General features: G+C 67.3%; 29 protein-coding genes and 1 tRNA gene. 17 read left to right on the forward strand and 13 right to left on the reverse strand.

The features are described from left to right. Positions 1–197: 197 nt before the first annotated feature. Entirely contained in the window at positions 198–629 is a 432-nt protein-coding gene (locus AC14A7_RS00950; RefSeq protein WP_484006006.1) for a MarR family winged helix-turn-helix transcriptional regulator, read from the forward strand. Here AC14A7_RS00950 and AC14A7_RS00955 read toward each other — a convergent pair. Next, positions 626–1225 carry a TetR/AcrR family transcriptional regulator gene (locus AC14A7_RS00955; protein ID WP_484006007.1) on the reverse strand — a complete coding sequence of 200 codons (600 nt, stop codon included), beginning with the start codon at positions 1223–1225 and terminating at the stop codon, positions 626–628. The two genes, AC14A7_RS00950 and AC14A7_RS00955, sit on opposite strands and share 4 nt — an antisense overlap. A gap of 75 nt (positions 1226–1300) precedes the next feature. On the opposite strand from AC14A7_RS00955, the gene AC14A7_RS00960 reads away from it, so the two are divergent. Beyond that, entirely contained in the window at positions 1301–2155 is an 855-nt protein-coding gene (locus tag AC14A7_RS00960) for an alpha/beta hydrolase (RefSeq protein ID WP_484006008.1), read from the forward strand. Here AC14A7_RS00960 and AC14A7_RS00965 read toward each other — a convergent pair. From AC14A7_RS00965 to AC14A7_RS00990, 6 genes are read right to left on the reverse strand one after another with little or no spacing between them, the layout of a single operon-like run. Further along, complete coding sequence (locus AC14A7_RS00965) at positions 2139–2990, reverse strand: prenyltransferase (protein ID WP_484006079.1); 852 nt, start codon at positions 2988–2990, stop codon at positions 2139–2141. The genes AC14A7_RS00960 and AC14A7_RS00965 overlap by 17 nt on opposite strands. Then, a complete protein-coding gene (locus tag AC14A7_RS00970) occupies positions 2983–3282 on the reverse strand; it encodes a lycopene cyclase domain-containing protein (protein ID WP_484006009.1) in 300 nt (99 codons plus the stop codon). Before AC14A7_RS00970 ends, AC14A7_RS00965 begins: the two co-directional genes overlap by 8 nt. Beyond that, the gene (locus AC14A7_RS00975) at positions 3279–3599 is read right to left on the reverse strand and encodes a lycopene cyclase domain-containing protein (RefSeq protein ID WP_484006010.1); all 321 of its coding nucleotides are present in this window, start codon (positions 3597–3599) and stop codon (positions 3279–3281) included. Before AC14A7_RS00975 ends, AC14A7_RS00970 begins: the two co-directional genes overlap by 4 nt. Continuing rightward, complete coding sequence (crtI, locus tag AC14A7_RS00980) at positions 3599–5134, reverse strand: phytoene desaturase family protein (RefSeq protein WP_484006011.1); 1536 nt, start codon at positions 5132–5134, stop codon at positions 3599–3601. Before crtI ends, AC14A7_RS00975 begins: the two co-directional genes overlap by 1 nt. After that, positions 5131–6000: a phytoene/squalene synthase family protein gene (locus AC14A7_RS00985; RefSeq protein WP_484006012.1), complete on the reverse strand. Its 870-nt coding sequence runs from the start codon at positions 5998–6000 to the stop codon at positions 5131–5133. Before AC14A7_RS00985 ends, crtI begins: the two co-directional genes overlap by 4 nt. Then, positions 5997–7067: a polyprenyl synthetase family protein gene (locus AC14A7_RS00990; RefSeq protein WP_484006013.1), complete on the reverse strand. Its 1071-nt coding sequence runs from the start codon at positions 7065–7067 to the stop codon at positions 5997–5999. Before AC14A7_RS00990 ends, AC14A7_RS00985 begins: the two co-directional genes overlap by 4 nt. A 14-nt stretch (positions 7068–7081) precedes the next feature. On the opposite strand from AC14A7_RS00990, the gene idi reads away from it, so the two are divergent. Further along, positions 7082–7609 carry an isopentenyl-diphosphate Delta-isomerase gene (gene idi, locus AC14A7_RS00995; RefSeq protein ID WP_484006014.1) on the forward strand — a complete coding sequence of 176 codons (528 nt, stop codon included), beginning with the start codon at positions 7082–7084 and terminating at the stop codon, positions 7607–7609. A 6-nt stretch (positions 7610–7615) separates the two neighbouring features. Here the strand turns inward: idi and AC14A7_RS01000 are convergent, their stop codons facing one another. From AC14A7_RS01000 to dcd, 3 genes are read right to left on the reverse strand one after another with little or no spacing between them, the layout of a single operon-like run. Then, a complete protein-coding gene (locus AC14A7_RS01000) occupies positions 7616–9613 on the reverse strand; it encodes a sensor histidine kinase (protein WP_484006015.1) in 1998 nt (665 codons plus the stop codon). A gap of 21 nt (positions 9614–9634) precedes the next feature. After that, positions 9635–10366, reverse strand: a complete 732-nt coding sequence (locus tag AC14A7_RS01005) for a putative protein N(5)-glutamine methyltransferase (protein WP_484006080.1) — start codon at positions 10364–10366, stop codon at positions 9635–9637. Between the two features lie 19 nt (positions 10367–10385). After that, positions 10386–10991 carry a dCTP deaminase gene (gene dcd / locus AC14A7_RS01010; RefSeq protein WP_484006016.1) on the reverse strand — a complete coding sequence of 202 codons (606 nt, stop codon included), beginning with the start codon at positions 10989–10991 and terminating at the stop codon, positions 10386–10388. Between the two features lie 130 nt (positions 10992–11121). On the opposite strand from dcd, the gene AC14A7_RS01015 reads away from it, so the two are divergent. Continuing rightward, a tRNA-Gly gene (locus AC14A7_RS01015) sits at positions 11122–11192 on the forward strand. Between the two features lie 10 nt (positions 11193–11202). On the opposite strand, the gene AC14A7_RS01020 is transcribed toward AC14A7_RS01015, so the two are convergent. Next, positions 11203–11868, reverse strand: a complete 666-nt coding sequence (locus AC14A7_RS01020; protein ID WP_484006017.1) for a TetR/AcrR family transcriptional regulator — start codon at positions 11866–11868, stop codon at positions 11203–11205. A 116-nt stretch (positions 11869–11984) separates the two neighbouring features. Here AC14A7_RS01020 and AC14A7_RS01025 point away from each other — a divergent pair, with 116 nt between their 5' ends. From AC14A7_RS01025 to AC14A7_RS01080, 12 genes are all read left to right on the forward strand, one after another. Continuing rightward, a complete protein-coding gene (locus AC14A7_RS01025) occupies positions 11985–12470 on the forward strand; it encodes a DUF6326 family protein (protein ID WP_484006018.1) in 486 nt (161 codons plus the stop codon). Positions 12471–12539: 69 nt separating this feature from the next. Further along, on the forward strand, positions 12540–12995 hold the full coding sequence (locus AC14A7_RS01030) for a cupin domain-containing protein (protein WP_484006019.1): 456 nt from the start codon (positions 12540–12542) through the stop codon (positions 12993–12995). 151 nt (positions 12996–13146) lie between these two features. Then, positions 13147–14094 carry a hypothetical protein gene (locus AC14A7_RS01035; protein WP_484006020.1) on the forward strand — a complete coding sequence of 316 codons (948 nt, stop codon included), beginning with the start codon at positions 13147–13149 and terminating at the stop codon, positions 14092–14094. Next, a complete protein-coding gene (locus AC14A7_RS01040; RefSeq protein WP_484006021.1) occupies positions 14091–15878 on the forward strand; it encodes a peptidase M16 family protein in 1788 nt (595 codons plus the stop codon). Before AC14A7_RS01035 ends, AC14A7_RS01040 begins: the two co-directional genes overlap by 4 nt. Positions 15879–15927: 49 nt before the next feature. After that, complete coding sequence (locus AC14A7_RS01045) at positions 15928–16200, forward strand: hypothetical protein (RefSeq protein ID WP_484006022.1); 273 nt, start codon at positions 15928–15930, stop codon at positions 16198–16200. A gap of 9 nt (positions 16201–16209) precedes the next feature. After that, positions 16210–17184: a zinc-binding dehydrogenase gene (locus AC14A7_RS01050; protein ID WP_484006023.1), complete on the forward strand. Its 975-nt coding sequence runs from the start codon at positions 16210–16212 to the stop codon at positions 17182–17184. Continuing rightward, positions 17181–17795, forward strand: a complete 615-nt coding sequence (locus tag AC14A7_RS01055; protein WP_484006024.1) for a dienelactone hydrolase family protein — start codon at positions 17181–17183, stop codon at positions 17793–17795. Before AC14A7_RS01050 ends, AC14A7_RS01055 begins: the two co-directional genes overlap by 4 nt. Before the next feature lie 20 nt (positions 17796–17815). Next, positions 17816–18115: a DUF2470 domain-containing protein gene (locus AC14A7_RS01060; RefSeq protein ID WP_484006025.1), complete on the forward strand. Its 300-nt coding sequence runs from the start codon at positions 17816–17818 to the stop codon at positions 18113–18115. After that, positions 18108–18524 (forward strand): DUF4383 domain-containing protein, encoded by a 417-nt coding sequence (locus AC14A7_RS01065; protein ID WP_484006026.1) that lies wholly within the window; start codon positions 18108–18110, stop codon positions 18522–18524. The genes AC14A7_RS01060 and AC14A7_RS01065 overlap by 8 nt, the downstream gene beginning before the upstream one ends. Beyond that, positions 18524–19018 (forward strand): hypothetical protein, encoded by a 495-nt coding sequence (locus AC14A7_RS01070; RefSeq protein ID WP_484006027.1) that lies wholly within the window; start codon positions 18524–18526, stop codon positions 19016–19018. The genes AC14A7_RS01065 and AC14A7_RS01070 overlap by 1 nt, the downstream gene beginning before the upstream one ends. A gap of 43 nt (positions 19019–19061) precedes the next feature. After that, positions 19062–19709: a biliverdin-producing heme oxygenase gene (locus tag AC14A7_RS01075; protein ID WP_484006028.1), complete on the forward strand. Its 648-nt coding sequence runs from the start codon at positions 19062–19064 to the stop codon at positions 19707–19709. Between the two features lie 127 nt (positions 19710–19836). After that, positions 19837–20217 carry a hypothetical protein gene (locus tag AC14A7_RS01080; RefSeq protein WP_484006029.1) on the forward strand — a complete coding sequence of 127 codons (381 nt, stop codon included), beginning with the start codon at positions 19837–19839 and terminating at the stop codon, positions 20215–20217. An 8-nt stretch (positions 20218–20225) separates the two neighbouring features. Here AC14A7_RS01080 and AC14A7_RS01085 read toward each other — a convergent pair whose 3' ends face one another. Beyond that, positions 20226–21503: an ATP-dependent DNA helicase gene (locus AC14A7_RS01085; protein ID WP_484006030.1), complete on the reverse strand. Its 1278-nt coding sequence runs from the start codon at positions 21501–21503 to the stop codon at positions 20226–20228. Between the two features lie 67 nt (positions 21504–21570). On the opposite strand from AC14A7_RS01085, the gene AC14A7_RS01090 reads away from it, so the two are divergent. After that, positions 21571–22527, forward strand: a complete 957-nt coding sequence (locus AC14A7_RS01090; RefSeq protein WP_484006031.1) for a hypothetical protein — start codon at positions 21571–21573, stop codon at positions 22525–22527. Here AC14A7_RS01090 and AC14A7_RS01095 read toward each other — a convergent pair. Beyond that, entirely contained in the window at positions 22496–24490 is a 1995-nt protein-coding gene (locus AC14A7_RS01095; RefSeq protein ID WP_484006032.1) for a bifunctional copper resistance protein CopD/cytochrome c oxidase assembly protein, read from the reverse strand. The two genes, AC14A7_RS01090 and AC14A7_RS01095, sit on opposite strands and share 32 nt — an antisense overlap. Positions 24491–24572: the final 82 nt, after the last annotated feature.

A 24572-nucleotide genomic window follows, 5' to 3' on the forward strand; every position in this document is an offset into this window, starting at 1 on the left:
TCTGTCATCGGCCACCCCGGTGCGGTCGCACTGACGAGGCTCGCAGAGCTCGGAGTCTCGCGGGTGAGCTTCGGGCCGTTCATGCTCGGCCTCACCCTCGCGCACCTGCAGGCGGCAACCACGCAGCTCACCGGCCTCGGCGAATACCCCTCCGAACTGGGGTTCTCTTACTAGGCGCGGCGGCGTAGCTTGGGCCTATGACTGATCAACGCCCGATCGGATACTGGCTCAAGCTCGTCGACCGCCTTATCGACGAGCAGTTCGAATCGACGCTCGACGAGCACGGGGTGACCCGTCGGCAGTGGCAGCTGCTCAGCGTGCTCTCGCGCGGCACGGCAACCGTTGCCGAGATGGATGAGGCGATCGCGCCATTCCTCAGCGCCGACCCGGCCGGAGCCGCGAACGAGTCGTCGGCAGAGCACCTCTCCGAGCTCATCGAGAGCGGCTGGGTGGCAGCGACAGCCGACGGCTACGAGACGACGGAGCGCGGCCAGGCGGCCTACAGCCGGCTCGCGGGCGTCGTCGCCCAGAACCGGGCGCGCATCTCGAACGGCATCTCAGAAGCGGAGTACCTCGAGACGATCGGCACGCTCGAGCGCATGGCCCGCAACCTCGGCTTCACCGGCTAGGCGAGCAGCCGCGACAGCGCGGTGCGGGCTCGGGCGTATGGCGCTGCCGACCGGAACAGCAGCGAGTCGGTGTTGGCGGCATCCAGCAGCGCCCGGATCTCGAACACCAGCTGTTCCGTCTCGATCGTCGACGAGAACTCGCCCTTGTCTCTCGCCCGATCGATGACCCTCGCCAGGGAGCTGTTCCACAGCTCGATATGGGCAGCGACCGAGTCGCGCACCGGTCCGGGCTTCGACGCCACCGCGAGCGAGGTGGCGGCGAAGAAGCAGCCGCCAGCAAAGACCCGCGACTCGCTGTAGACGATCCAGTTCTCGAGCAGCGCATCGAGTCGGGCGCGCCCACCCGCCACCTGGAGGGCTGGATACACCACCACCGTGGCGAAGACCGCGGCGGCCGCCTCGATGGTGGCAAGCTGCAGCTGCTCCTTGGTGCCGAACAGGGCGACGACCCCACTCTTGCTCATGCTCGTCGCCGTCGCCAGCGCCCCGAGCGACAGGCACTCGATTCCCTCGAGGGAGGCCGTGTCCATCGCAGCGCGCATGATGGAGCCGCGCGAGCGCTCGCCGCGGATTCGACGGCCATCAGTCTCGATCATTGTGCTTCCCAGTATTGCGGTGTGCGGCATCCTGTAGATAGTGTACGACCGTTCGTTTACTTTAGAGGAGTCCCGATGAAGCCGCTGCCCGGTTGGTTCCGCACGATGGTGCGGATCGCGAGCATCATTCCTCCGCTCGGCACGGCGATCGCCTGGCGGCTGTTCTGGAGCCTCGGCACCCCGGTCACCGTGCGCCCATCAGAGCTGGAGACCCACCAGCGCGCCCGTCGTGGCACGCTCGATGTCGACGGCGCGACCATCGCAACCTACGAGTGGGGATCGGGTGAGCGCACCGTGCTTCTCGTGCACGGCTGGCGCAGCAGGGCGTCCCGTTTCGCGGCGCTCGTCGACGAGCTCGTCGGCCGCGGCTTCACCGTCGTCGCCTTCGACGCTCCCGGCAACGGAGACTCGACGGGCACTCGCATGGATGCGCTGCAGGTCACGTCGATCGTGCAGCGCCTCGCCTCGCAGCACGGGCCGCTCGAGGCAATCGTCGGCCACTCCTTCGGCGGCATGCCGACCTTCATCGCCCGGCGCCGGGGGGTCGACGTCGCGCGACTCGTGACCATCGCGAGCGCCCACAACTTCTCTGCTGTCATAGCCATGTTCGCGGCCGGGATCGGCCTTCCGAACACCCGCGGTCTGCACCGCCGCAGCGAGGCGTGGGGCCGCGAGCGCGGGATCGACATCTGGCGCACCGCACTGGCAGAGCTCGACCCGACCGACACCAGCACTCCCCTTCTCGTAGTGCACGACGCGAACGACCGGGAGGTTCCCCTCGAGCAGGCCATGCTGATCGTCGAGGCGCACACCGGCGAGGTCGAGACTCTCATTACCGATGGGCTCGGACACCACCGCGTGCTCAGCGACCCCGACGTCGTCGGCCGAATCGCCGCGTTCGTCTCCGGCTCGGTCAGAGCAGGGCGCTGAGGATGAACAGCATCGTCACGCAGAATCCCGTGGCGAAGTTGAGCCAGAGGAATCGCCGCCAGCCGCGGTTGGCTGACTCTGCTTCGGCATCCGTGATGTTCCAGTACACCGCGCAGCTCGCCGCGTAGGGAATCGCGAGCACCGACGCCAGCACGCCCGGCCAGCCGCTGAGCAGCAGCAGCACTCCGGCGAGCAGATACAGGATGACCGAGAGACGCACCGTGGCGCGCGCGCCGATCACGGTCGCGACCGAGGCGAGGCCGCCCTCCCGGTCGGCGATGACATCCTGCACCGCTCCGAAGGCGTGGCTGGCCGCACCCCAGAGGAAGAACGCGCCGAGCACGGCCACCAGCTGCGGGGTGAATGCGGCTCCGGCGAGCACGAGGCCGTAGACGGCTGGCGACACGAAGTGGGTGCTGCTCGTCAGGGAGTCGAGGAACGGCGTCTCCTTGAACCGCAGCCCCTTGGCGGAGTACGCGATGACCGCGAAGACGCTGACCGCCAGCACGAGCCACGAGAGCGGGGAGCCGACCGCAACGAGGTAGACGAGGAAGGGCACGTTGGTGACGACGACGGCGATGAGGGTAGGTCGGTGCATCGATCGGTCGAGCACCGCGCCCTCGACGCCGCCCTTGCGCGGATTGCGCAGGTCGGACTCGTAGTCGAAGACGTCGTTGATGCCGTACATCGCGAGGTTGTATGGAATGAGGAAGTAGAGCGTGCCGACCACGAGCGTGAGATCGACGCCGGCGGTGAGAACATAGGCCGCCGCGAAGGGAAAGGCTGTGTTGACCCAGCTCAGCGGGCGGCTGGAGACGAACAGCGCCCTAAGCACGACGACCACCGACCAGCGTCCACAGTGACGGCAGCAGGATGACGGCTGCGACCGCGTAGGCGAAGTCCTCCAGCGGCGCGACGCCGATGAACGCCCCGCTGATGAGCTCTGCGTTGTAGCCGACCAGGCCGACGCCGATCATGATGTTGTCGAACACCGCGGTCATGACCAGCACGACACCGAGGACAAGGCCGACGGATGCCCACCGCGGCGCGCGCTTCGACAGCACCGCCGCGAGGGCGACGGCCGCGACCACGCCGAGGAACACCGCGTTGAGCGCCCAGTAGGTCACGACGCGCTCCGCGGCCGAAGCCGGATGGCAAAGCCGTAGAGGTTCATCGTCAGGTAGCAGAGCAGGGTGAGGAAGAAGAGCTCCTCCACCGGCAGCTCCGGCGCGACCTGGAGTCCCGTCATGAACGAGGTCTCTCCGCGAAAGAAGATGCCGAGCCCGATGCCTGCGAGATCCCACACGACGAAGAACGCGACGCCGATGAGCAGCACGGCCAGCGCCCGCCGCCACGACGCCCAGAAGAAGAGCGAGAAGCGCCGGTCGAGCAGCACCATGCCCGTGAGGGCAATGAGCAGCGCAAGCAGGTAGAGGAATGCCATCAGCGCAGCGGTTCCGCCAATGGGCCGGCCGAGGTGTCGCCGCGCAGTCGCTTCACCAGCACCTCTGCACTGATGAGGCACATCGGCAGCCCGATGCCGGGAATCGTCGATCCGCCGACGTAGTAGAGCCCGTCGACCTTCTTCGACTTGTTGCCGGCGCGGAAGAAGGCACTCTGCCGGAGTGTGTGGGCGGGGCCGAGGGCAGTGCCGCGCCAGGCGTTGAGGTCGTCGGCGAAGTCGCCAGGGCCGACCGTGCGGCGCACGACGATGCGGTCGGCGAGATCGGGCACGCCGGTCCACTCCGCGATCTGCGCGATGGCGTCGTCGCCGAGCTTCTCGAGGTCTGGATCTCCGCCCTTGCCGATGCTCGGGTCGGCCGGGATTGGAACGAGCACGAAGAGGTTCTCATGGCCCTCGGGGGCGACATCCGGGTCGAGGCCACTCGGCTTGCAGATGTAGAGCGACGCCGGGTTCGGCACCGACGTCTCCCTGCCGAAGATCGCGTCGAAGCCGCGCTTCCAGTGCCTGGTGAACAGCAGGGTGTGGTGCTCGAGCTGGGGAACCCTGCCCTCGATGCCGAGGTAGAGCAGCAGTGCGCTCGGCCCTGGCACCTTGGCGTCCCAGTAGCGCTGCGGGTAGGTCTGCTGCTTCGGCTCGAGCAGCTGGGTCTCGGTGTGGTGAAGGTCTGCCGCCGACACCACGATGTCGGCATCGGCGAAGAGCACCTCGCCGTTGGCCCCGCGGTACTCGACGCCCTCGACGGCTCCGTCGCGCACGAGGATCTTCTGCACAGCGGCGCTCGTGATAATCGTTGCACCCTCGCGGCGGGCAAGGTCGGCGATGCTCTCGATCACCCGCGTGAATCCTCCGACGGGGTAGAGAACCCCGTCTTCGAGGTCGAGGTAGCTCATGAGGTGGTACATGCTCGGCGTCGCATACGGCGACGAGCCGAGGAAGACGGCTGGGTAGCCCATGACCTGTCGCAGCTTGGGGCTGCGCCAGGTGCGCGCCACCTTTCTGGAGAGCGGCTCGATGAGCAGCCGCGTGAAGGTGAGTCCCTTGGCGAGAACCTCGCGGGTGAACGAGGTGCGCAGGTCGACGAAGGTCGAGTACAGGAAGTACTTCTTGGCCAGCTCGTAGGTCTCGCGGGCAGAGATGAGGTAGTCGTGCAGCTTGAACCCGGCCCGCTTCTCGACAGCCTCGAAGATGTCGAGGTTCTCGTCGCGGTTCGCCGCGATGTCGAGTGGCTTCTCGTCGCCCTCGAAGAACACCCGGTAGCCGGGGTCGAGGGTCACGAGCTTGAGTTGCGCGTCGGCACTCGTGCCGAGCAGGCGGTAGAAGTGGTCGAAGACCTCAGGCATGAGATACCACGACGGACCGGTGTCGAACCGGAAGCCGTCTTTCGACCACGAACCGGCGCGGCCGCCGACCTCTGGACGGCCCTCGAGCACCGTCACCTCGTGTCCTTCGCGCGCGAGCAGGGCAGCGGAGGCCAGGCCGGCGATCCCCCCGCCGACGATGACGATCTGACTCACTGGGGAAGCCTTCCGCTCGCAGCACGCAGCACGAGTCTTGCCTTGACGGGATTGGGCACGCGCACGCGCGTGGTGCGCAGGCGTTCTGCCGGCGTCGCACGCAGTCTGCGTGAGAGCTCGGCGAAGAGTGACTGCGCGAGGGCGACCGCGCGACGGCTGCTCGACGGGAGGAGGGGGAGCACGGATGCCGAAACGGCAAGGTCGGCATCGATGTCGTCGAGAAGCCGCAGCTTGGTCTGCTCGTCGAAGGACTCCACGCGCACCCCGGGAAAGTAGCTGCGGCCGAGCGCATCGAAGTCGGCGGCGAGGTCGCGGAGGAAGTTGACCTTCTGGAAGGCAGCGCCGAGGGCGCGGGCGCCGCGCTCGAGAGTGGCGGCGTCATCCACTCGCTCATCGGCTGTCGGTGCATCCTGCATGAAGGCGCGAAGGCACATGAGGCCGACCACCTCGGCCGAGCCGAACACGTAGCGCTCGAAGCTCTGCTGGTCGTGCACCGTCTCGGTGAGGTCCATGCGCATCGACTCGAAGAACGGGCGGGTGAGGTCGGCACCGAAGCCCGTCTCCCGCGCGGTCAGGGCGAAGGCATGCACGACGAGGTTGGCGCTGAACCCGAGCTCGATGGCCAGCTCGGTCTCCTGCTCCAGCGCGTTGAGCGCCTGCCCTGTCTCGAGCAGGGTGAGCCCAGCCGCCTCAGCGGAACCGTCGACGATCTCGTCGGCGACGCGAACCAGCGCGTAGATGTTCTCGACGTGCTGGCGCACCCCTGCACCGAGCAGTCGCGAGGCAAGCCCGAACGAGGTGGAGTAGCGGCGGATGACGATGCTCGCGGTCTGCTCTGCCACCTCGTCGTAGAGTGTGCGGGTCATCGCACCCTGCTCAGCACGGCATCGGCGACAGGGTGCAGCTCGAGCCGCAGTGCCTCGGGAATATGCGTTTCGGCCAGTCGCGCGAGCGCACGGTTGCCGTAGTAACGGGCGAGCCCGTTGGCGAAGGACCGCGCGCCACTCGCGACGAGCACCGCACGGATGCGCTCCGCCTCCGCCTCGGTGAGGTCGTGCTTGCCGATGAGCGGCTCGATCGAGTCCCACTCCTCTGTGCTCGTCGCATAGGAGATCATGACGGTGCGCTTGCCCTCGCGCAGGTCGCCGATCGTGGTCTTGCCGGTCTGAGTCTCCTCGCCGAAGACCCCGAGCACGTCGTCGACGATCTGGTAGGCGATGCCGATCTCCCGGCCGAAGTCACCGAGGGTCGCGACCACGTCTTCGCTGGCTCCCGCGAGCACGGCCCCCGCCTGCAGCGGACTTTCGAACGAGTAGACCGCGGTCTTGAGCCGCTCCATCGTGAGGATGTCGTCGACCCTCGGCATGCTGGCCGCGGTTGCGAAGTCCACGTCGATCAGCTCGCCGGCCGCGGATGCGAAGAGTGCCTCGTCCATGATCTCGATGAGCCGGTGCCGCACCTGGTCGCTGACGCCGCTGCGGTCGATGAGGCGGTAGGAGTTGAAGAGGGCGAGGTCACCCGCGATCACGGCGGCGGAGAGGCCGCGGTGCTCAGCGCCGGCCGTCGTCGCACCCTGCTCGAGGGCGAGGTCACGGTATCGCCCGGAGATGTTCGGAGCGCCACGTCGGGTGAAGTCGTGGTCGATGACGTCGTCGTGCACGATGAGGGCGGTGTGCAGCAGCTCGAACGCGGCGCCGATACAGGCGGCGGCCTCGAGATCGGTGCCACCGAGGGACTGGTATGCGGCCATGACCATGCGTGGCCGAAACCGCTTGCCGCCGATGGTGTTCGACTCGAGTGTCTGCCACAGCTCGACGTACTGGTGGCCGAAGGCCTCTGCACGCTTCTTGGCTACACTGAAGAAGCGCTCGAGAACAGCATCCACTTGGGCTTGTCTCGAGTCAGAGGCGGCGACCAGCCGGGATGCATCCACCTAAGCAGGATACCGTGACCGTCCCTCAGCCAACCGAGCTCGTCTCTCTCCTTGACAACGACGGCACACCCATCGGCGTCGCCGACAAGGTCTCGGTGCACTCGACAGACACGCCGCTGCACCTTGCCTTCTCGTGCCACCTCTTCAACGACAACGGGGAGGTGCTGCTGACCAGGCGTGCGCTCGGCAAGCGCACCTGGCCAGGCGTGTGGACGAACTCGTTCTGCGGGCATCCCGCACCCGGCGAGCCGATGGAGGACGCGGTCGTGCGTCGCGCCTCGTTCGAGCTCGGCGTCGCGATCGAGGGGCTCACCCTGGCACTGCCCGACTTTCGCTACCGCGCCGTCGACGCATCCGGCATTGTCGAGAACGAGGTCTGCCCCGTCTACCGCGCGCACATCGCATCCGACCTCGCACCGAACCCCGACGAGGTAGTCGAGTGGCAGTGGGTCTCCCCCGCTGCCCTGCGCGCCGCCGTCGACGCCACGCCGTTCGCCTTCAGCCCGTGGATCGTGCTGCAGCTGGAGGCGTGGTCGTACTGACCGCGGCTAGTCTGCGCTGGTCGCGACGGGGATGCTGACCAGCACCGCTGTTCCCGTTGCACCGTCAGAGGTGAGCCAGATCTGCCCGCCGAGGCCCTCGACGAGCGCCTTGGTGATCGGCAGCCCGAGACCCGTTCCCGGCATGAGCTCGGTCGACTTGGATCGGAAGAACCGGGTGAAGACGTTCTCGAGGTCCTCAGCCGGAACCCCCACACCCGTGTCGACGACTCGCAGATGCAGCTCCGTGTCGGTGCGCTCTGCAGTGATGGTGACCGAGCCTCCCGCTGGCGTGAACTTGACGGCGTTGGAGACGAGGTTGCTCATGATGCGCTCGAGGTCGCGGCGCACCGTCCTGATCTCCCCGGCGCTACTCGCCTCGGCGATCGACAGCTCGATGCGCTTGTCGGCCGCCCTCGTCGAAAGGTCCTCCCGTATGTGCGAGAGCAGCTCGTCGACGTCGACGACCTCAGGCTCTGGCTGTGCCTCCGCGGCTGCGGCCGTTCCCACCTGCAGGAGGTCCTCGATGAGCGAGGCGAGTCGCTGGGCATTTCGGTTGATGGTCGTGACGAACCCTCTGGCCGGCTCATCCAGGTCGAGCTCGATGAGTTCATCGCTGAAGCCGAGGATGCTGGTGACCGGAGTGCGCAGCTCGTGGCTGACGGCTGAGACGAAGTCGTCTTTCTGGCGGTTGAGGTCGGTGAGCCGATCGACCGTTGCCTTCTCGTTGCTCAGGGCGTTGGCATCCGCGATCTCTGCGAGTCGTCGGGCAGTGGCGTCCTCGACCTCCACCGTCATCACGTAGCCGCTTGTTGCATCGTCGACTCGCGAGAGCCGAACCTGCAGCGTGTGCCCAGCCTCTGTCTCGACCGCTCCCGACCACGTCGTCGAACGCCCACTGCTGACCGCTGCGAAGGGCGCCGCTATGGCCTCTGGCACATCGCTGAGCGGGAAGTCCTCTCCCGGCACCCACCCCTCGGTCGAGAACAGCAGTGCCGCACCGTTGTTGAAGGCGGCGCGGCGCAGGCGACCGCCGGCCCTGCCCTCGAGCACGAGAATGCCGACCGTCGATGCCAGGATCCCGCTGCGCAGTACCGCCTCGCGCGCCGCCACCCCGGCGATCAGCCGCTCCCGCTCGTTGCGGCCCTCGCTGATGACGAGCAAAGTCGCCGAGACGACGATGATGAACGCCTGCAGCGCGTGAAGGGCGAGCCGTGGGTCGGAGTCTGCCGCCGCCTCGAACGGCCCGCCCCCGAGGATCGTCAGTGTCGTCGTGGCGATAGCGACCGCAAGCGACTGGATAAGGACTGTTCCAGAGCGGAACCGGAACGCCGCCCAGACAAGAATCGGGATCGGCATGAATGCGAAGGGGTAGGACTGGTCTGGCCAGAAGACGAACGCGACGACCGCGATGAGAGCGAGGTGCTGCCACAGCATCTCAAGGCTTGGCGGAGTGCGGAAGGCCGAGAGCGGCTTGAGGAAGAGCGGCACGACCACGAGCACGGCAGAGGCGTGGGAGGCGCCGATCGACCACAGCGATGTGGCGAAGTCGCCTCCGCCTGCTGCAATCGTTGCTCCCGCAAGAACGCCGATCACCAGTCCGCCACCCAGGCTGGCCAGCACGAAGCGCACCGCCCTCCCGACGCTGCCAAGGCGGAGAAGGCCGTGGCGGTCGGAGGCTAGCCTCCACACGAGCCAGGCCTCTGCGGCGTTGGCGAGGCCGAAGCAGACGGACACCCACAGCGGGCGACCCGCGGCGAAGTTCGCGAGCGTTCCGACTGCCACGACGACCAGGGCCGTCGGAAGGCGAGACCCCCGAGAGCACGCGACCGCCAGCACCGCAGCGCTCGCGGCTGGCCACCAGGCGGCACTGCTCGAGCCCGCGGGCGTCATCAGGATCGCGAGCGAGCCGAGAGGAATGGTGAGAAGGGCGAACCCGGCGACGATGAGTCGCCGGTAGGCCGCGGGAAGCGCAAGCACATTGGCAACGATGCTCCTGCCCTGCATGAGCGGCCTCCCTTGAACCGGTTAGTTAGACCGTACTCTGTGGTCGGGTGCCGCGATCACGATCGTCGCGCCCTTCTTGCGCTTTACGCGGGTGCTGAAGCCGTGCTCCTCGAAGGCACGTGCGGTGAGCGGCGCCTGCGCGCGGCTCGTCTCGACGAGCACGTGCGCGGTGGGTGAGAGCCATGGCGCGCATTCGGCGGCGACGCGGCGGTGGAGGGCGACGCCATCCGGTCCTCCGTCCAGGGTGACGAGCGGTTCGAACTCGCGCGCCTCTCTTGGCATGTTCACGATCTCGTCGGTCGGCACGTACGGCGCGTTGACGACGAGGATGTCGACGCGCCCCCGCAGGTCGTCTGGCAGTGCCGCGAACAGGTCGCCCTCGTACACGCGCGCAAGGTTGCGGCGTGCGTTCACCACTGCCGCGTGATCGATGTCGGCCGCGTGCACCTCTGCCGAGGGCAGTGCCGCCTCGACGGCCGCACCGATCGCACCGGACCCACAGCAGAGGTCGACGACGACATCGCCCGGCCTGGCCAGCTTGATCGCCTGGTTGGCGAGGTAGGCGGTGCGCTGGCGAGGCACGAAGACCCCGGGGTCGATGAACACCCGGATGCCCGCGAACGACACCCAGCCGAGGATCACCTCGAGTGGTTCGCCCGCCTCCCGTCGCTGCACGAGCTGCTCGAGGTCACGACCGTCCGCTTCGAGCAGCGCGGCCTCATCCTCTGCGAAGACGCAACCGGCCGCTCGCAGGCGCTCTACGGTGTCCGTACTACGCGCCCTTTGATCCGGCGTCGGTGACCGAGACGTCGACCTTCGAGAAGTTCTGAAAACTGCGGCTCGCCGTCGGGCCGCGCTGGCCCTGGTAGCGCGAGCCGTAGTGGTCGGAGCCGTAGGGGTGCTCAGCGGCGCTCGACAGCCGGATGAAGCAGAGCTGCCCGATCTTCATGCCGGGCCAGAGCTTGATCGGCAGGGTCGCGACGTTGCTGAGCTCTAACGTGACGTGTCCGCTGAACCCGGGGTCGACGAAGCCGGCGGTCGAGTGCGTCAGTAGGCCGAGGCGGCCGAGCGAGCTCTTGCCTTCGAGCCGCGCGGCGATGTCATCGGGCAGCGTGACGAGCTCGTAGGTGCTGCCGAGCACAAACTCGCCAGGGTGAAGGATGAACGGCTCGTCTGGCGCCGTCTCGACGAGGTGCGTGAGGTCAGGCTGGTCTTCTGCCGGGTCGATGAACGGGTACTTGTGGTTGTCGAACAGCCGGAAGAAGCGGTCGAGTCGCACGTCGATGCTCGACGGCTGCACCATGGCAAGGTCGAGGGGCTCGAGGCCGACCCGCCCGCTCGCGAGCTCTGCCTTGATGTCGCGGTCTGAGAGAAGCATGGGGCAAGACTACTAAGGGCCAAGTACAGTTGAAGAGCTGGTGCACGTCGGTTCCTGACGAGCGAGACGCTCGTCAGCGCTGGCTGCGCGGCGAAGGCCAGAAACGGCCTTCGCTCTGAGCAAGCAGCGCGCGGATGTAGTTCAATGGCAGAACTTCAGCTTCCCAAGCTGATAGCGCGGGTTCGATTCCCGTCATCCGCTCTCGTGTGCGTCAGTTGCCGAGTGCGCTCTCGAGAGCGCCGAGGATCAGGTCGAGGCCGTAGGCGAACTCGTCGGCCGGGTCGTAGCCGCTCGTCATGAGCTCTGTGGCCGCATCGTTCAGGTATGGGTACTCCGCCGGGGGCAGCTGCGGCAGGTACACCTCGTCGATCATGTGCTCGAGCTCACCGGCGTCGGCGAACGGGAGGCTCGCCTCCTGAAGGGCATGCCCGTAGACATAGCTGTTGAGCAGCCAGTTCGCGTGGGTGGCCAGCTGCACAGAGAGGCCTGCGGTGCGCAGCGTTGCCATCACCGCCTCGCGGTGCCGCAGGTTGGCGGGCCCCGGCGTGGTGCGTGACTCCATGAGGGAGATCGCCCAGCGATGCCGAGCGAGCACGTCTCTGGCCGAGACCGCCTCCGCCCTCAACTCCGCCTGCCAGTCACCGCGGCGATCTGGCAGGTAGATCTCGGCAAAGACGAGGTCGACCATGCCGTCGAGCAGCTCTTCCTTGTTGCCGACGTAGTGGTAGAGCGACATCGTTCCTGCGTCGAGCTCCTTGCCGAGCGAGCGCATGCTGAGCCCGTCGAGTCCACCGGTGTCGGCAAGGGCGATGGCCTGGCGCAGCACCCTTTCCTTGCTGAGGGGTATTGCGGGGGCCGCACGTCGTTCGGTCACCATTCCGGTGTCCCTTCGCTTGCCATGTTGACTTACGTACAGCGTACGCCTATCGTACACCGTACGAGTTTCGTACGGTGTACTACTCATTTTCATCCACGACCAACGAAGGAGAACCCATGTCCCGACAGGACCCACATGTCGAGGAGTCGATGACCCAGAGGATCCCGGTGCAGGCCAAGCTCGCTGCAGCCTGGGCCAGCCTCATGTTCCTCGTCATCTATATCGACTACTTCCACCTCTACCAGCCCGGCGAGATCGATCTCATTCGCGATGGCGTCATCTTCGAGTTCGACATCAGCGCCACCTTGATGTCTGTCTTCTTCGTGATCATCGCGATCCCGGCCCTGATGATCACGCTCTCCGTGGTGCTGCCTGCCCGCGCGAACCGCATCACGAACCTCATCGTCGCGTCGCTCTACGTGGCCGTCATGGTGTTCAACGTGTCAGGGGCGACCGCCGACTGGGTCGGCTACTACGCCCTCACCATCGGCGTCGAGGTGGTGATTCTCGCCTTCATCCTGCGCGCCGCGTGGACGTGGTCGCGCGCTCGCTCCGGCACTACAGCGGTCGGCACCGCGACACGACAGCGAGCCAGCGTCTGAGCCGTCGGCGGCTCGCCGCAGCCCCTTCTGGGGCATGTGCGCGGGCCGCCGAGGCGGCAGACTCTGCCCATGAGACTCGTGCTTCCCGTGATCGCGTTCGCCATCATCCTGAGCGGTTGCGCGACTCCCGCACCAAGTCCGGAACCGTCGGCGAGCATCGCCCCCGTCACTGCCGTCGACCTCGCCGCCGGTGTCAACGACGATGGCGTGGATGTCGAGGTCGCCGGCCCGACGCAGGTCGTCATGCGCGAGATCACCCTCAAGCCCGGCGCAGGAACCGGCGAGCACTGCCACTACGGCCAGCTCATCGCCGTCGTCGAGCAGGGGGTGTTCACCCACTACGCGCCGATCTACCCTGAGGGGGTGCACGTCTACGAGGCGGGCGACTCGATCGTCGAGGGCTCCGGCTACGTGCACCAGGGCATGAACGAGGGAACCGAGGATGTCGTGCTCACCGTGACCTACGTCATCCCCGCCGGCGAGCCCCTCGCCGAGACCGACCTGGCGAACTGCGACCCGGAGTAGTCACTGAGGAGACCCCCATGGCAAGGCCACGGCCCCAGTTCGAGTCAACATATTCTCACATCCTCGCCCGATTGCTAATCTGGCAGGGGTTCCACGCAATGGGGCTTACCGTCCAGCTCGGGAGCGGAACCGCAGAGAACAGGAATGACGCATGGATACGCTCGTGCGGAACTTCCAGACTTTCGAGTCGACGCCCGAGTACGCGCCGATTCGAGCAGCCCTTGCGACGAACCTATGGCCGCCTGTCGAAGTCGAGCTGGCGCGAATGCCTGCAGAGCACCTTGGGTACGCTCTTTTTCTCCTCGGCCAGGTCGAAGGGATCGAGGGATTTCTGCGGTACGCGGTCGATCACCATCCACGATCTCCCTACGCTCGTACGGCACTTGCCGCGTGTTTCGCGATGCTTGGCTGGAAGGAGCGAGAGGCGGCGCCATCCTTCGACTCCGCGCAGTTCAGCGCATTCGAGCAGTGGATGAACTCGACGGAACAACTGCTGCTCGATGTCTGCGCCGAGTACCCGCGGTTCGCTCCCGCATGGTCCTTCCGGGTGCTGACCGCTCGCGCACTGCAGGTGGGCGAGTCGGAGGCCAGGCGGCGCTATCGTCGGCTCGCTGAGCTGTCGCCGCACGACTACCCGTCGCAAGCCCAGATGCTGCAGTACTTCCTGCCGCGCTGGATGGGATCTCCGGAGTCCGCGCTCGCATTCGCCCGCGACTGTTCGCGCGATGCCCCGCCCGGATCGAACTCGCCTGCCATCATCGCCCTGTGTCACATCGAGCACTGGGTCTCTCTAGGCCGGGGCAAGCCCGGCACGGCCTACATGGGGTCACCGGAGGTGCATGCCGAGCTACTCGACGCCGCACACCGGTCGGTGCTGGATCCGAACCACCGCCTGGATCCGATCGGTGTCGAGGCGCGCAGCGCATTCGCGATGGCCTTCTACGCCGGCGGCCACTTTGCCGACGCTGCCGATCAGATTAGAGCGCTCGGCGACCGAGCTACTTCCTTTCCTTGGTACTACGAGGCCGACACCGTTGACGGTCTCAACCGGGTGTACCGCACAATATTCGACGCGGCCAGCACGGCGGGCCGACGATGAGCAACGGCACCGGAGGCCTCTCGGAGCTCGCCCCCATAGCGGATCTGATTGGAAGCACGCGCATCGACGGGATTCCGGCCGTCTACGCACCTCGCGACGGTCTCATTGCAGCAGGGCTCATGTTTCGCGTTGGCATGGCCGACGAGCCTCTATCGCTTTCCGGAATCACCCATCTCGTCGAGCACCTGGCGCTTTTCGACTACAGCAACGGCGATGTCCATCACAACGGTGAGACCAGCGACGCCTTCACGCACTTCTATGTGGTGGGAACCGAAGCCGAGGTGGTCACGTACCTCAATCGGGTGTGCCGATCACTCCGCGAGCTCCCGCTTGATCGGTTGGAGACGGAGAAGCAGATCCTGCGAACGGAAGCCAGCCAGAAGCCGGCCAGTGCGATGCGTACGCAGCGCTACGAGAGATTCGGTGCCCGTGGTTTCGGGATCGCCGGGCTCGGCGAGCTCGGGCTGGATGGGCTCACGACCACTCACGTGCTGGACTGGTCGCGCACGCGCTTCACCCGCCACAACGCCATCGTCTGGATGACGACCGCCGAGCCACTCACAGGGCTCGATCTTCGCCTTCCCGATGGCTCCTGGATTCCGCTCGCACCCCCGCAGGACATCATCGAGACCAAGCCCGCCTACTTCGGAGGGCCAGAGGGCGGTGTTCTGCTCGACGCTCTCGTTCCGCGTTCGACCGCTGCGACAGTGTTCTCTCTCCTTGCGTCGAGAGTGCTGTACCGAGCGCTTCGTCAAGAGGGCGGCTATTCATACACGGCCACGTGCTCCTACGAGCCAGTGGATGCGCGAACGGCCCGAGTCTCACTGTTCGCCGACGCGCTTCCCCAGCAGCAAGCAGCCGTCGTCGGAGGATTGGTAGACGTGCTCGCATCCCTGCGAGCGGGAACAGTCGACCCGGAGGACCTTGCGTACGCCATCGGCACCTTCGACCACATGATCGACGTTCCCCACCTCGGCTCTACCCTGCTGGTGTCGACGGCGAGTCGACTGCTTCTCGGTGCGCCCATCGAGCATCCTGCGGCAATCGTCGCCGAGGCGAAGGCAGTGACCGTTGCCGACATTGCTGGCGTCGCAGCCATGGTCTGGCAGAATGCAGTCGCGCAGATACCTGAGGGCAATCTGGCCTGGGCGGGATTCGCCTTCGCACCCCGGTCATCACGGGATGTCGTTGTGGGCGACCTTTTTCCCTATACGGAGTACCCCGATTCGGCGATCATTATCGCGAGCGACGGCGTCTCCTTCACTGGCCAGGGAGCACAGTCGACGGTGTACTTCAGAGACTGCGTCTCCATGCTCGCTACCCCAGATGGAGCGCGCACCTTCGTCGGCAGTGATGCGTTCAGGGTGAAGATCGAGCCAACCCTTATCGATGGGATGACGCCGGAGATCACGACCTGGCTCGATGCACAGGTGACCCCTGAGGTGATCGTGCGATTGCGACCCCGGCTCGCCGCAGACATCCCTCAACCCGATCCAGCCGCTGTCGCTGCCGTTCGCGCTCGCTCTGCGGCCGCGCGCAAGGGTCTCGGTCGGTGGGCGTGGTTTGCCCTCCTCCCGGCTGCAGTGACCAGCTTCCTCATGCTGATGCTGGTCAGCGGACACACGGACGCGTTTGGCGAGCCCACTGCTCTTGGTCGCAGCCTCACAGTCCCGCAACTTCTGTCTGAGTGGACAGCGACGATCGCCGTGACGGTCTTCAGCTTCTACCTTGTGATCGGCATCAGCACACGAGCCAAGTGGAAGGCCGCGCGGCCCACCGCCTGAGGTGATCGCCACCTCACAGACGCCCTGCGCGCCGAGGTAGATTCTCGACATGGAGTTCGCGGTCGTCGTGGCAGTCGCGGCCATCCTCTGCGCATTCTTCATCGGCTGGCCGGCGCTCGTGCGCCACCGCCGACGCACCGACCCGAGCTACTCTCCACCCCGCGTCATCGGCGTGCTCGACGAGCTCTATCAGCCGAGCGCCCACAACGCTGAGCTGGAGAAGGACACTCGGCGCGAGATGTCTGCGCCAGCTCCGAGCCCCGACGAGCCGGATCTCGAGCGCGGCCGCGTCACCATCGACCTCGACACCCCGCAGAGCTAGCCTCAGTACATGCTGGCCGTCAGGGCGATACGCGCCTCCCCGGAGTCTCCCCTCGATGCACTGCGGGTCGGCGATGTACCAGACCATGAGATCGAGGATGCCGCACCCGCCGACTGGGTGCCCGTCACCCTGCGCGCGATGGCCCTCAACCAGCACGACCTCTGGAGCCTGCGCGGTGTCGGTCTCGCAGAGGCCCACCTGCCGATGGTGCTCGGCTGCGACGGAGCTGGCATCACCGACGACGGCCGAGAGGTCATCGTGCACGCCGTCATCATCAGCCCGGACTGGACGGGGCCGGAGACGCAGGACCCGAAGCGCTCCCTGCTCAGCGAGCGGCACAACGGCACCCTCGCAGAACGCGTGTGGGTACCTCCGCAGAACCTCGTGCCGAAGCCGCCCTCCCTGAGCTTCGAGGAGGCCGCCTGCCTACCGACGGCGTGGCTCACGGCGTACAGCATGCTCGGCAAGGCTGGGCTGAGCGATGGCGACACCGTGCTCGTGCAGGGAGCCGGCGGCGGGGTGAGCACCGCGCTCGTGAGCCTCGGCTCCGCGCTCGGCTACCGGGTCTGGGTCACCTCCCGCGACGCGGCCAAGGGCCAGCGAGCCGTCGGACTCGGCGCCGACCAGGCATTCGAGAGCGGCGCGCGACTGCCCCAGCGCGTGGATGCCGTCATGGAGAGCGTCGGCAAGGCCACCTGGGCGCACTCGCTGCGGGCCCTTCGACCGGGCGGCACGATAGTGACGTGCGGCGCGACGAGCGGCGACGACCCGAGCGCGGAGCTCAACCGGGTCTTCTTCCAGCAGCTGCGGATCCTCGGGTCGACGATGGGAAGCCGGCGCGAGCTGGAGGAGGTGGCGGCGCTGGTTGCCGGCCGCGGCATCCATCCGGTCATCGACTCTGTTCGCCCGCTCGCCGACGCCGGCGGCGCCATCGAGCGACTCCTCTCTGGCGAGGCGTTCGGCAAGCTCGTGCTCACCGCATGAGCGAGACGGTCTACCTTGGCGAGCAGGCAGCGCCCCTCGTGGTGATCGTGCACGACTGGTTCGGCCGGCTCCCGTGGCTGTCGTCGTTCGCGGGGGCGCTCGTTGCCGAGGGGCTGCAGGTGGCGATTCCCGATTTCTACGACGGGTTCACGACGACCGATGCCGAGGCAGCACGGGCGCACGTGAGGAGCATGGACATCGGCGGCTGCCTCGCTGTCATCGACGACATCATCGACGAGGCGCGCCTCTACGGCTCGGAGCGATTCGGCACCCTCGGCTTCTCGACCGGCGGCTGGCTCGCCCTCGTGCACGCGCAAGGTGGAGACGTGGATGCGGTTGTCGCCTACTACGCGAGCGTCGACGACCGGCACCACAGCGTCATCCCGTGCCCCGTGCTGCTGCAGTACGCGGAGCGCGACGAGTGGGAGTACGGCGGCGAGCCGCAGGCGTTCCTCGACCGGCTCGACGAGCACGGAACACCGGTCACCCGGTTCGGCTATGTCGGCACCTCGCACCACTTTGCCAACCCCGCCGTCGCCGAAGCCGATCCGCATGCCGCCGCACTCGCGCAGGCTCGGGCCGCCGCGTTCCTCGCCGCCCAGCTCGACTGACCTACGGGTAGCGTTGGAGCGTGCCAACCTTCACCGCAGACGTCGTGACCGCCGTGCTCTCGCACATGAACGGCGACCACCTCGACGACAACCTGCTCATCGCGCGCGCGTTCGGATCGCCGGATGCCGAGTCGGCAACCATGACATCCCTCGACGAGAACGGCGGCACCTTCCGCTACACGGTCGGCGCCGAGGAGCACGAGGTCACGGTTGCGTGGACTGCTCCCATCAGCGAGCGCGCGGAGATCCGTCGGGAGGTGGTCGTGCTCTATGACCGTGCGTGCGGGATCCTCGGCCTCGAACCCCGTGCCCATGACTGACGCCGCCCCGGTCACGGCGTCGGCCAACCGCATCACGGCACTCTCGGTCGGCGCGGCCTTCCTCGCCCTCGGTGCCGTCGGGCTGGCTATCGGCGCGGGGCTGCCGTCGACGAGCCCCGTCGGCGTGCTCCTGCTGGGGGTCGTGAGCGTCAACCCCCTGCTGTCTGTCGTGCACCTCGCGGTTGGCGCTGCCCTCGTGGCCGCGGCGATCCGCGGACGCACACCGGCGCGGCTCATCACGCGCATCGTTGGAACCGTGCTGCTCTGCCTCGGCCTCGCCGGGCTCTTCCTCTCGTCGACAGAGCAGAACGTGCTCGCGGTGAACGCGGCGGCCAACCTCGTGCACTTCCTCGCGGCGGCCGTGCTGCTCGCCGTCGGTCTCGGCACCGACCGCGAACCGCGCCGCTAGTGTCGCCGATCACGCGCAGCTGGATCGCCTTCGCCTCGGTCGGGGCGGGTCTCATCTACCTCGCCCTGGTGATCTCCGCGACCCCCGCCGTCGGCGCCGTGCTCGCCGCGATAGGCGTGGCCGGCTTCGGCTGGGGGGTGCTCGTCATGTTCGACGAGCGCTTCCTCGCTCCTCGCATCGCCGTGGTGGCGGTGCTCGCTCCTATCGTCATCTGGCTTCTCATCGTGCTGCTGTCATCGGCCGGGGTCGCCGAACTCGCGGCGGGGTTTCGCCCACTCCCCCTCGGCGTTGCCACGGCCCTCGAGCTGTTCGTCGCGGTCGCTCTCGCACTGCACCTCCGGCGCGGACCGCGCACCGCACCGGTGTCGACCCGGCGCTATGTGATCGGGCTGCTCGCGGGCATCCTCGTTGTCGGCGCGGTCGTTGCCCCCGCCCTCGCGGCGACCGACGGACTTGCCCCGTCTGCACGGTTCGAAGACGGTGTGCACCACTGACCGCGTTCAGTATGCTTAGGGCACCCTAACCTCTGGAGCTGCCGTGTCTGTCATCCCCTTCTCGCAGGCGCTTCGCGAACGCACGCGCTCCGGCCACTCGGCCAGCGAGGGCGCGAGCTTCATGGACGACCTCATGACCGGCGCCGGTTCTCGCGACGACTACATCGCCCTCGTTGCCCAGCACTACTTCATCTACGAGGCCCTCGAGGCGGCGGCGGCGAGACTCGCCGACAACGCGGAGGCAGCGGCATTCATCACGCCACAGCTCACGCGCCTGCCGGCGCTCGAGTCCGACCTGTCGTTCCTCATCGGCGACGACTGGCGATCGGCGATCGCGCCGCTGCCGACGACGGCGCGCTACGTCGCCCGCATCACCGAGGTCGCCGACCAGGGCTGGGCCGGCGGGTTCATCGCGCACCACTACACGCGCTACCTCGGCGACCTCTCTGGCGGGCAGATCATCCGCACGCTCATGCAGCGCCGGTTCGGCTTCGAGACCAACGGCGTCGGCTTCTACCTCTTCGACGAGATAGCCAAGCCGAAAGAATTCAAGGAGACCTACCGCGACCAGCTCGACGCTGTCGACTGGAGTGAGCCGGAGCGCGAGCGCGTCATCGACGAGGTGCTTCTCGCCTACACCTTCAACACTGACCTGTTCAGCGACCTCGCCCGCGCAAAGGCCGCCGCCTGACCCCGCCCTGCATTTCGTAAAACAGGAATCTGGGTGGCCAGTGTTGCTGCTGGGTCAAACGGGCTCCCGCTGATGACAATCTGCCACTCCGGCCCCACACCTTCCTGTTTTGCGAAAGGGTGGAGGGATGGATGACGCCACCCTCCTCTCGCAGTTCGAGGACTGCACACTCCCAGAGCTGAGCCACCGTGACCACGTGCGGCTGGTGTTCCTCTATGCGCAGCAGGATTCTGCGTACGAGCGCGTGCGCGAAGGGCTCAAGGCGTACACGGCCTCACGCGGGTCGTCGCAGTGGTTCCACGAGACGCGCACCTGGGCGTGGGCGGCGCTGATCGCCGAGGCCCTCTCGGAGGACGCGGCAGCGGGCTTCGGCGGCGACTTCGATGCGTTCTGGATGCGGCATCCAGAATTCGACCGCCGCGACCTTCTCGACGACTACTACTCCGACATCCTGAAATCGGATGCCGCGCGCACGACCGTGCTGCAGCCCGACCTGCGCCCGCTCTAGCTCGTTGCTCAGGCCTCGATCGCCGGGATCGCCGTCGCGCGCGACATGAAGCGGGCCACATGCTCGTCGACGATCACGTCGGAGGGGCGCAGCGGGCGCGAGAGGTAGAGGCCGTCGAGGGAGGAGATGCGGCTGAGGGCGACGTAGGTCTGGCCGGGGGCAAAGGAGCGCTGGCCGAGGTCGACAACCGCGCGGCTGTAGGTCTTGCCCTGCGACTTGTGGATGGTGACGCCCCACGCCAGCCGAAGGGGGAACTGCGTGAACTCCGCGATGATCTCCTTCTTGAGCTCCTTGGTCGCCGGAGAGTAGGAGTAGCGGAACTTCTCCCACGTCGAGGGTTGCACCTCGAACTCCTCTCGATCGATCTCGACGTAGACCGTGTCTTTGATGCGGGAGACGACGCCGACTGATCCGTTGACCCACCGCTGGTCTGGGTCGTTGCGCAGGAACATGACCTGGGCGCCCACCTTGAGCTCCAGCTCCTCGTCGGCGGGAAAGGCCCGCCCGGCGAAGTCTCCCACCACCTCCGCCTTCGCGGTCAGCGCACGACCGGGGATGCGCGCGAGCTCCGTCGCGTTGATGCGGTTGACCGTCGCGTTCGTCGTCGCGAGGGTAATGATGCCCTCGTCTGGCGGGGTTCTGGCACCCGTCGTGTTGAGGCGCTCCGCGATCTCCGCCGTCACCTGCCCGTGCCGCACGGCGTTGAGCATGTAGCGGAACTCCGCCTCGTGCTGGCGGTGCACGGTCGCGAGCTCGAAGATGCGCAGGTCTGCCTCGTTCCACACCTTCGCGTCGAAGAACCACATCGACTCGTAGTGGTCGGCGAAGTAGGCGCGCTCGTCGCCGTCGCCGGGCACCGGGGCAAGCTGGTACGGATCACCGAACAGCACGAGCTGCACTCCCCCGAAGGCCTCGTGCCGCCGCGAGCGCGCGATGCGCAGTGAGCGGTCGATCGCATCGAGCAGGTCGGCGTTGACCATCGAGACCTCGTCGATCACGAGCGTGTCGATCGTGTTGAGCAGCTTGCGCAGCTCTGCACTGTGCTCGATCTCGTGGTCGGCGATGACCCCGATCGGCAGCCGGAACAGCGAGTGGATCGTCTGCCCGCCGACGTTGAGTGCCGCAACCCCCGTTGGCGCGCAGATGACGACCTGCTTCGACGTGTTCCACGACAGCTGGTTGAGCAGCGTCGACTTGCCCGTGCCGGCGCGACCGGTCACGAAGATGTGCTCGCGCGTCGTCTCGATCGCCGCGAACACCGCTGCCTGCTCTGGCGAGAGTTCCACTGCACCAAATCTACCGGCCAGCGGATGCCGCGGCCCGGCCCGTGCACAGCGTGCCTAGGATGAACGCATGCACCGCTCCCCCGTTCCGTGGCTCGTGGTGTTCGCCCTTCTGGTCGTCGGCTTCGGCGCAACCGTGCTCGCCCTCAACAGCGATGTGTACAGCGCGCACGGGTTCGTGAGGTCGTACCTGCAGGCCCTCGAGCGCAAGGACGCCGACGAGGCACTCGCGTTCGCCGGTGTCGTCGTGCCGGAGTCGGAGGCGGCCACGCTGCTGGTCGACGGGGCGCTGGGGGGTGTTGGAGACATCCGGTTGCTGAGCGATGTCGCCGATGGCGACGAGCGCGTGGTGCGGTTCGCGTACACGATCGACGGCGCAGAGGAGATCACCGAGTTTCGCGTGCGGCCGACGGGAACGACCTTCGGTCTGTTCTCCACCTGGGCCTTCTCCGTATCACCGCTCGCCCGCCTCGACGTGTCGGTCGTTGGCGACTCCCGCTTCACCGCCAATGGCGTGGATGCCGCCGCTGGCACACCGCTGCTGGTGCTGGCTCCCGGCGCCTACGTGGTCGATCGCGACACGGAGCTGCTCGACACGGCTGGGGTGACCGTTGCCGTCACGGCCATCGGTGACACGGAGTCGGTCGATATCTTCGCAACGCCGACCAGTGCGTTCACCGCAGAGGCGACGGATGCCGTGGCCGCCTTCCTCGACACCTGCGCAACCCAGCAGGTGCTCAAGCCCACCGGCTGCCCCTTCGGCTTCTCCGAGGCGAACCGCATCGAGGGCGTTCCGCGCTGGAGCGTCGAGTCCTACCCACAGGTGACCCTTGCTGCCGCCGACGAGAGCGCGACCTGGCGCGCCACCGGCACCGGTGGCGCCGTCGGCCTCGAGGTCACCGTCAAGTCGGTGTTCGACGGCAGCGTGCGCCGCGTCGACGAGAGCCAGCCCATCGCTGGCAGCTACCTGCTCGCGATCGGCGACGACGACGCCGTCATCGTGCTGGAGGCGACGACGACTCCCTAGGCCGTTGCTTCGAGGCGCGTGCGGCGAGCATGGCGTTGTACTCCTCGAGCTCTGCGTCGCCGTCGCGGTCGGCCTTGCGGTCGTAGCGCTTCGCGGTGCGCGCGTCGCTGCGCGACCACATGAGCGCGACGACGATGGCGAGGGTCACGGTCGGGATCTCCCCGACGCTCCACGCGATGCCGCCTCCGGTCTGCTGGTCGACCAGGGCATCGGTGCCCCATCCCATGGCGCCGTACCAGTCGGCCAGCAGCAGGCCGGTGCCCGACATGAGCGCGAGGCCGAAGAAGGCGTGGAAGGCCATGGTCGCGAGCAGCACCATGAGCCGGATGGGGTACGGAGCGCGGTTGGGGGCGGGGTCGACGCCGATGAGGGAGGAGACGAACAGGTAGCCGGCCCCGAGGAAGTGGATGATCATCCACTCGTGACCGACGTGGTCGACCGTCGCCCAGCGGAACACCCCGGTGTAGTAGAACACCCAGAGCGACCCGGCGAAGATGACGGCCGAGACCACGGGGTTGGTCAGGATGCCGAAGTAGCGCGAGTGCACCACGAGCAGCAGCCATTCCCGCACGCCGCGACTGCCGTCGTCCCGTTTACGGATAGCCCGCAACGCGAGCGTGATGGGAGCCGCCGGAACGAGCAGCACCGGCACCATCATGCCGAGCGTCATGTGCCCGAACATGTGCTGGCTGAAGAGGAACTTCTGGTAGACGTTGACGCCGCCGTTGGTGACCCAGAACAGCAGCGCGAGCCCGAGCAGCCACAGCACGGTGCGGTACCACGGCCACGAGTCGCCGCGGCGGCGAAGGCGCCACACGCCGGCGAGGTAGAAGGCCGCGGCGAAGGCGCAGAACAGCGCCCAGACGAGATCGAAGCTCCACGACGTGAGCAGTCGCTCGATGGTCACGGGCGGCGGGAGGGGTGAGCCCTGCGTGACGATCTCGGCGGCCGTCGCATCGCCCGTCGACTGCTCCTGCCCGATCGGGGTCGCGGTGCGCGCGAGGGCTGCGGCCGTGCCGGAGGCAACCCCCATGAACGCGAGCTCTGCCACCACGAGGTACCAGAACCAGCGGCGGCGCTGCCCGTCGGTGGCGAGCCGCGCGATGAAGAACCGCCGGTACCCGATTCCGAAGAGCCCGAGGGCGACGAGCGCCCCGATCTTGATGAGCACGAGGATGCCGTAGGGCGTCAGCAGGTTCTCGATTGTGCCGACGCGCAGCTCAGCGCTCACATAGCCCGACGCCACGATCGCGACGAACGCCGCGAGGGCGAGCGAGGAGTACCGTCCGACCAGGTCGGCGAGCCGTTTCGACTCGACGGTGCGCGACACGAGTGCCACCGTCAGCAGGCCGCCGAGCCACACCGCGGCGGCGACGATGTGCACCCAGATGGCGCTGATCGCCTCGTCGTGGCTCGCCTCATCGCCCGAGTGGCCCTGCAGCGCCATCGGTATCAGCGAGAGCACGGCGCCGATCGCCATCGCGAGAACGACCGACTGGTTGCGCACCGCGAAGGCGAGGATGGTGAGCACGGCACCCGCAAGGGTCGTGGCCAGCCAGGCCTGGCCGACCTCGTACCCGGTGAGGTAGCTGCCGAGGAGGTTGCCGAACTCGTCATCGAGCGAGACCGGCTGCTGGTAGATGGCGAGGAAGCTGAAGAAGCCGGTCGCCGCGGCCGCAACGGTCAGCAGCGCGGATGCGGCCGCAGCAATATCGAGGGCCAGTGCGTAGGCGCGTGCCTCGGCATCCAGTGCGAACGCGGCAATTGCGAGTGCGCCGATCGCGCCGGCCGCGCCGAGGTTGACGGCGAGCTTGGCGAACGGAAGGCCGTAGCGTACGACCTCGCCGGAGTCGGCGATGAGCTGTGGCGCCGCGCCACCGCCGATGGCAAGGGCCGCGATGCACGCGAGCAGCGCGGCGAGCAGCAGCGCCGCGGGGGCTGCGATTAGCACGGGTCGTGGCACCAGCCAAGCCTAAGCGCGAGTGCTCGAGCTTAAAGCAACGAGGGCACCGACTCTCGTCGATGCCCTCGTTACAGGTGAAACA

The organism is Conyzicola sp. (genome assembly GCF_057073975.1).

What these genes read in the sequence shown, in the direction of transcription:
- AC14A7_RS00950 (WP_484006006.1), top strand. Translation starts at nt 198, where the DNA reads ATGACTGATCAACGCCCGATCGGATACTGGCTCAAGCTCGTCGACCGC.
- AC14A7_RS00955 (WP_484006007.1), bottom strand. Translation starts at nt 1,225, where the DNA reads ATGATCGAGACTGATGGCCGTCGAATCCGCGGCGAGCGCTCGCGCGGC.
- AC14A7_RS00960 (WP_484006008.1), top strand. Translation starts at nt 1,301, where the DNA reads ATGAAGCCGCTGCCCGGTTGGTTCCGCACGATGGTGCGGATCGCGAGC.
- AC14A7_RS00975 (WP_484006010.1), bottom strand. Translation starts at nt 3,599, where the DNA reads ATGGCATTCCTCTACCTGCTTGCGCTGCTCATTGCCCTCACGGGCATG.
- AC14A7_RS00985 (WP_484006012.1), bottom strand. Translation starts at nt 6,000, where the DNA reads ATGACCCGCACACTCTACGACGAGGTGGCAGAGCAGACCGCGAGCATC.
- AC14A7_RS01000 (WP_484006015.1), bottom strand. Translation starts at nt 9,613, where the DNA reads ATGCAGGGCAGGAGCATCGTTGCCAATGTGCTTGCGCTTCCCGCGGCC.
- dcd (WP_484006016.1), bottom strand. Translation starts at nt 10,991, where the DNA reads ATGCTTCTCTCAGACCGCGACATCAAGGCAGAGCTCGCGAGCGGGCGG.
- AC14A7_RS01020 (WP_484006017.1), bottom strand. Translation starts at nt 11,868, where the DNA reads ATGGTGACCGAACGACGTGCGGCCCCCGCAATACCCCTCAGCAAGGAA.
- AC14A7_RS01025 (WP_484006018.1), top strand. Translation starts at nt 11,985, where the DNA reads ATGTCCCGACAGGACCCACATGTCGAGGAGTCGATGACCCAGAGGATC.
- AC14A7_RS01030 (WP_484006019.1), top strand. Translation starts at nt 12,540, where the DNA reads ATGAGACTCGTGCTTCCCGTGATCGCGTTCGCCATCATCCTGAGCGGT.
- AC14A7_RS01035 (WP_484006020.1), top strand. Translation starts at nt 13,147, where the DNA reads ATGGATACGCTCGTGCGGAACTTCCAGACTTTCGAGTCGACGCCCGAG.
- AC14A7_RS01040 (WP_484006021.1), top strand. Translation starts at nt 14,091, where the DNA reads ATGAGCAACGGCACCGGAGGCCTCTCGGAGCTCGCCCCCATAGCGGAT.
- AC14A7_RS01045 (WP_484006022.1), top strand. Translation starts at nt 15,928, where the DNA reads ATGGAGTTCGCGGTCGTCGTGGCAGTCGCGGCCATCCTCTGCGCATTC.
- AC14A7_RS01050 (WP_484006023.1), top strand. Translation starts at nt 16,210, where the DNA reads ATGCTGGCCGTCAGGGCGATACGCGCCTCCCCGGAGTCTCCCCTCGAT.
- AC14A7_RS01055 (WP_484006024.1), top strand. Translation starts at nt 17,181, where the DNA reads ATGAGCGAGACGGTCTACCTTGGCGAGCAGGCAGCGCCCCTCGTGGTG.
- AC14A7_RS01065 (WP_484006026.1), top strand. Translation starts at nt 18,108, where the DNA reads ATGACTGACGCCGCCCCGGTCACGGCGTCGGCCAACCGCATCACGGCA.
- AC14A7_RS01080 (WP_484006029.1), top strand. Translation starts at nt 19,837, where the DNA reads ATGGATGACGCCACCCTCCTCTCGCAGTTCGAGGACTGCACACTCCCA.
- AC14A7_RS01090 (WP_484006031.1), top strand. Translation starts at nt 21,571, where the DNA reads ATGCACCGCTCCCCCGTTCCGTGGCTCGTGGTGTTCGCCCTTCTGGTC.